The following is a 3826-nucleotide window of genomic DNA, read 5'->3' as shown; positions in this document are numbered from 1 at the left end:
ATCACACCGGGGAGTCGCAAGTGCCTTTTTCAAAAAACTTTCGCTTTTCTCCGACAAATCACTCAACACACTGAAATATCTACACTTTCTACACTACCGCAAATGCACCCAACTCACGCCAAAACAGCGCAGGGAAGAATCTTGCGCAAATCACCCACCCACGCGAAACCTCCTGCCAGGCATGCCCCAAGGGCACCCCGCAAACCAAACCGAGTCACCAGCGAAATGAACGAAATCGGACAGCCATGAGGATCGCATCTCGCAACGCACGCTCATGACCAGCGATCGCGATACGCCATCAACGTGCGATCGAACGCGGAATATCGTGGGAGACAAAGGGAAACCGCGCGACGCAAAGTTCCGACCTTGCAGAAGAAGGGATGGGTGCACCGCTGCGAGGACGGAATGCTCTCGATTTCACCGGAGGTCGCCCCGGCTCTCGCAGATGCCATTCGGGATGCAATCGCTCATCTCGAAAAGATCTGCTGCACGGTCGAAACCGCTCACGAAGCCAGAAAGAGAACGCGCGATGGCGAGCAGTTCGCCGCTTTGCCGATTATCGCCGCGTGCTGAAGTGCTCACGCTTCTTCTTTATTTTTCAGCTTTGCCTGTTCGAGCGGCCAATATTCCATTTCGAACAGCTCGCGCTCGAAGATCGGAGCGAAGCGACCGAACTCTTCCGCCACGTTTGCGACGCGCGCCATCTGCTCTAGCCGATCGCCGGCCATGCGCGCCCCTTTCTCAGTCGCACCGACAGCAAAAGCCCCTCCCCCGGCACAAGCGTCGCCAAGACGGCAGCCACCGTCGCCCCATCCGCCGCCTTAAATCTTTAGTATCCTTGACATTTATACGACCAACCCGTTCGCTTTACGCGCGAAGTACGCTGCTTCCGGGGAGGGCATAGGGATGATCAAGCCGCATTCGAACCGCGCGTGGCTACTGTTGTTGCCTGCGCTTCTCATCTTGGGGTTTGTCGCTGTCCTGCCTCTGGTCGCGGTGTTCAACTATTCTTTCCACGACATCTTCACCCTCGACACGGCACTTTGGGTCGGGCCGCAATGGTATCTCGAGATCATCCTCGATCCGAGCTTTTGGGCGAGCCTCGGGCGAAGCGCATTGTTTTCGGCCATCGTGTTGTCGATTCAGGTGCCGCTGGGGATCTGGATCGCTCTCTTGATGCTGCGGATCGGTCGCTGGGCGGTGCCGGTGTTGATGATGCTCGCCCTGCCCCTCGTTGTTCCGTGGAACATGATCGCGGGCATGTGGCTCACGCTGATCGATCCCCAGGTCGGACTTCTCGGCAAGGCGATCGCCGCAGCGGGTATTGGCTTCGACTACAAGTTCACCGCGCTGCATACCTGGATCCTGATCGTCGCGGCGGATACGTGGCACTGGCTGGGCCTCGTCGTGATCCTCTCCTATGCGTCGCTGTCGGCGATCCCGGCCTCCTATCGACAGGCGGCGGCGATCGACGGAGCCTCACGGCTCGCGGTATTCCGCCATATCGAATTGCCGCGCATCGCCGGGGCGCTCTCGATCGTGCTGCTTCTGCGTTTCGTGGACAGCTTCATGATCTACACCGAGGCTTTCACGATTAACGCGGGCGGGCCGCAGGGTGCGACGACTTTCATCTCGCTCGAACTGGGAGAGGACATTCGCAGCTTCACCTATGGCCGTGCCGCCGCGCGTGCGATGCTCGATTTCCTGATCGTGCTGAGCGTCGCATGGGCGTTCATCCGCATACGCGCCGGGCGCGACACCTCGCCGGAGGCGACCCGATGAAGATGACGCGAATGCGCCCATCAATTCTGCTCGGCCTCGCCTTCGCAGCTCTGGCCCTCTTCATCCTGCTGCCCTTCGCCCAAACGGTGCTGTTGAGCTTCACGCTGACGCTGCCGCGCGAGGGATATCGCGAGGGACAGGCGACGCTGATCAACTATGCCACCGTCTTCGCACGCCCCGACCTGCGCGATGCAATCTGGAACTCGCTTGTCTATGTTCTGCTCAACGTGGCGCTCTGCCTCGCCGCCGGACTGCCCGCAGCTTACGCGATTGCGCGCTTCCGCTTTACCGGCGATCGCCACATTCTCTTCGCGCTGATCGCCTTTCGCCTGACGCCGCCCGTCGTGCTGTCGCTGCCGATATTCATTCTCTTCGCCCATGTCGGACTGGTGAACAGCCCGGTCGGGATCGCGCTGGTGCATTGCGTGTTCAACCTGCCGATCGCGATCTGGATCCTCGAGAGCTTCATCGCCGCCGTGCCGCGCGAATTCGACGAGACCTGTTTTCTCGACGGCCATTCCTTCGGCCATTTCTTCGTCGGAAAGCTGATCCCGGTGATCGCGCCGGGGATCGGCGTGACCGTCTTCTTCTGCTTCATCTTCTCTTGGGTGGAGGTGGTCTTCGCGCGCATTCTGACGGTCACTGCGGGCAAGCCGATCACCATGGCGATCAGCGCGCTGTTCGGCTTTCAAACGGATATCGGGCTGGTGATGGCGATGACCGTTGTCTCGCTGATCCCGGGTGTCGCGATGATCTGGTTCGTGCGTAATCACATCGCACGGGGATTTGTCATTCGCACCTGAAGCCGCTCAGAATGCGGCGCGCAGAATGTCGCTCAGGACATCTTTGCTCAGCGGCACGGGATTCGCGGCCATGGAGGAGCTGGACCGCGACAGCCGCGCGGTCTCCTCGATCTCATCCGGATCGACACCCATCGCGCCAAGCCGGGGCAACCCCCATTCGTCGATCTGCCGCTCCAGCGCCGTGAAAGCGTCAGCCGGCGCAACCGCCAGCCCCTCGCCCAGCCAGCCCGCCACCTCGTGGAATCGCGCGGCCATCGCGGGATCGCCCGCCACGGCGGCACGGTTCGCCTGAAGCACTCCGGGCAGAAGCCGTCCGCAGATCGCCCCATGGGCCGCACCGCTCCGGCCACCGATCACGCCCGCAAAACCATGCACCGCGCCGAGGCCCGCATTGCCCAGAGCGACGCCGCCGAACAGGCTCGCCCGCGCCATGTCGTCTCGTGCATCCGTGCTCTCCCGCGCCATCAGCTGGACCAGCGCATGGATCGCGCGCGGGATCGCATCGCGGCAAAGCGCGTCGGTCAGAATATTCGCACGACTGCAGAGATAAGGCTCGATCACCTGCGTCAGCGCGTCCAGCCCCGAGGCCAGTGTGACCGCACGCGGGCAGCGATCGGTCAGCGCCGGATCGACGATCGCGAGCGCCGCCATCATCCGGTCGTCGCGCAGGCTGACCTTGCGGCGGTGCTCGGGGAACTGGATCACCGCATTGCGGGTGGCTTCCGCTCCGGTGCCGGCGGTAGTAGGGATCGCGACAAACGGCAGCGGCGGCGCGCTTAGCGGGCGCCCCTCCCCGACCAATTCAAAATGCACGATCGGATCGCTCGCAGCGGGGATCAGAGCCGCCAAAGCCTTGCCCAGATCAAGCACCGCGCCGCCCCCGACCGCAACGACACAATCGGGGCGCATCTCGCGCAACCGACCGAGCGCATCACATAGATCCGGATAGCTCGGCTCGCCGCGGCTGACGATCACCTCGACCGTCCGGCCCGCCTCGCGCAGAGTATCTTCCAGCGTGTCGGCCCAACCGACCGAACGCCCGCGCACGAGCGCTACACGCGCCCCGTAGCGCGCGATCAGCTCCGCGCCCGCATGCCGCTCGTCGCGCCCGAAGAGAATGCGGCCGGGAAAGCGCAGAGCGAAGTCCATTAGACCGACCTCGCCGCCGCGATGGTGGCCTCGACCGCCTTTTTCCACGCAGTGTAGCGGGCTTCGCGTGTGGCCTCGTCCATCTGCGGGGC

The 3826-nt window shown here is 62.9% G+C and carries 5 protein-coding genes; 3 read left to right on the top strand and 2 right to left on the bottom strand.

Annotation, left to right across the window (positions count from 1 at the left end):
• Positions 1-405 precede the first annotated feature (405 nt).
• A complete protein-coding gene (locus B6V72_RS19270; RefSeq protein ID WP_168173090.1) occupies positions 406-573 on the top strand; it encodes a hypothetical protein in 168 nt (55 codons plus the stop codon).
• Positions 574-578: 5 nt separating this feature from the next.
• Here B6V72_RS19270 and B6V72_RS19265 read toward each other — a convergent pair whose 3' ends face one another.
• Complete coding sequence (locus B6V72_RS19265) at positions 579-728, bottom strand: hypothetical protein (protein WP_168173089.1); 150 nt, start codon at positions 726-728, stop codon at positions 579-581.
• A 178-nt stretch (positions 729-906) separates the two neighbouring features.
• Between B6V72_RS19265 and B6V72_RS18825 the strand changes: the two genes are divergently transcribed.
• Together B6V72_RS18825 and B6V72_RS18820 are read left to right on the top strand one after the other, a co-directional pair.
• Positions 907-1782 carry a sugar ABC transporter permease gene (locus B6V72_RS18825; RefSeq protein WP_240497771.1) on the top strand — a complete coding sequence of 292 codons (876 nt, stop codon included), beginning with the start codon at positions 907-909 and terminating at the stop codon, positions 1780-1782.
• On the top strand, positions 1779-2585 hold the full coding sequence (locus B6V72_RS18820; RefSeq protein ID WP_240497770.1) for a carbohydrate ABC transporter permease: 807 nt from the start codon (positions 1779-1781) through the stop codon (positions 2583-2585). Before B6V72_RS18825 ends, B6V72_RS18820 begins: the two co-directional genes overlap by 4 nt.
• Positions 2586-2591: 6 nt before the next feature.
• Here the strand turns inward: B6V72_RS18820 and B6V72_RS18815 are convergent, their stop codons facing one another.
• The gene (locus tag B6V72_RS18815; protein WP_088736357.1) at positions 2592-3734 is read right to left on the bottom strand and encodes an iron-containing alcohol dehydrogenase; all 1143 of its coding nucleotides are present in this window, start codon (positions 3732-3734) and stop codon (positions 2592-2594) included.
• Between the last annotated feature and the right edge of the window lie 92 nt (positions 3735-3826).

It is taken from the genome of Thioclava sp. F34-6 (assembly GCF_002213235.1).
Taxonomy (GTDB): Bacteria; Pseudomonadota; Alphaproteobacteria; order Rhodobacterales; family Rhodobacteraceae; genus Thioclava; species Thioclava nitratireducens.
The sequence above is the reverse complement of the archived record's forward strand: the minus strand, read 5'-3'. Positions and strand labels throughout refer to the sequence as shown.

Bases quoted from the DNA above. Each gene is read 5' to 3' on its own strand.
- B6V72_RS19270 (WP_168173090.1), top strand. From the start codon at position 406: ATGCTCTCGATTTCACCGGAGGTCGCCCCGGCTCTCGCAGATGCCATT.
- B6V72_RS19265 (WP_168173089.1), bottom strand. From the start codon at position 728: ATGGCCGGCGATCGGCTAGAGCAGATGGCGCGCGTCGCAAACGTGGCG.
- B6V72_RS18825 (WP_240497771.1), top strand. From the start codon at position 907: ATGATCAAGCCGCATTCGAACCGCGCGTGGCTACTGTTGTTGCCTGCG.
- B6V72_RS18820 (WP_240497770.1), top strand. From the start codon at position 1,779: ATGAAGATGACGCGAATGCGCCCATCAATTCTGCTCGGCCTCGCCTTC.
- B6V72_RS18815 (WP_088736357.1), bottom strand. From the start codon at position 3,734: ATGGACTTCGCTCTGCGCTTTCCCGGCCGCATTCTCTTCGGGCGCGAC.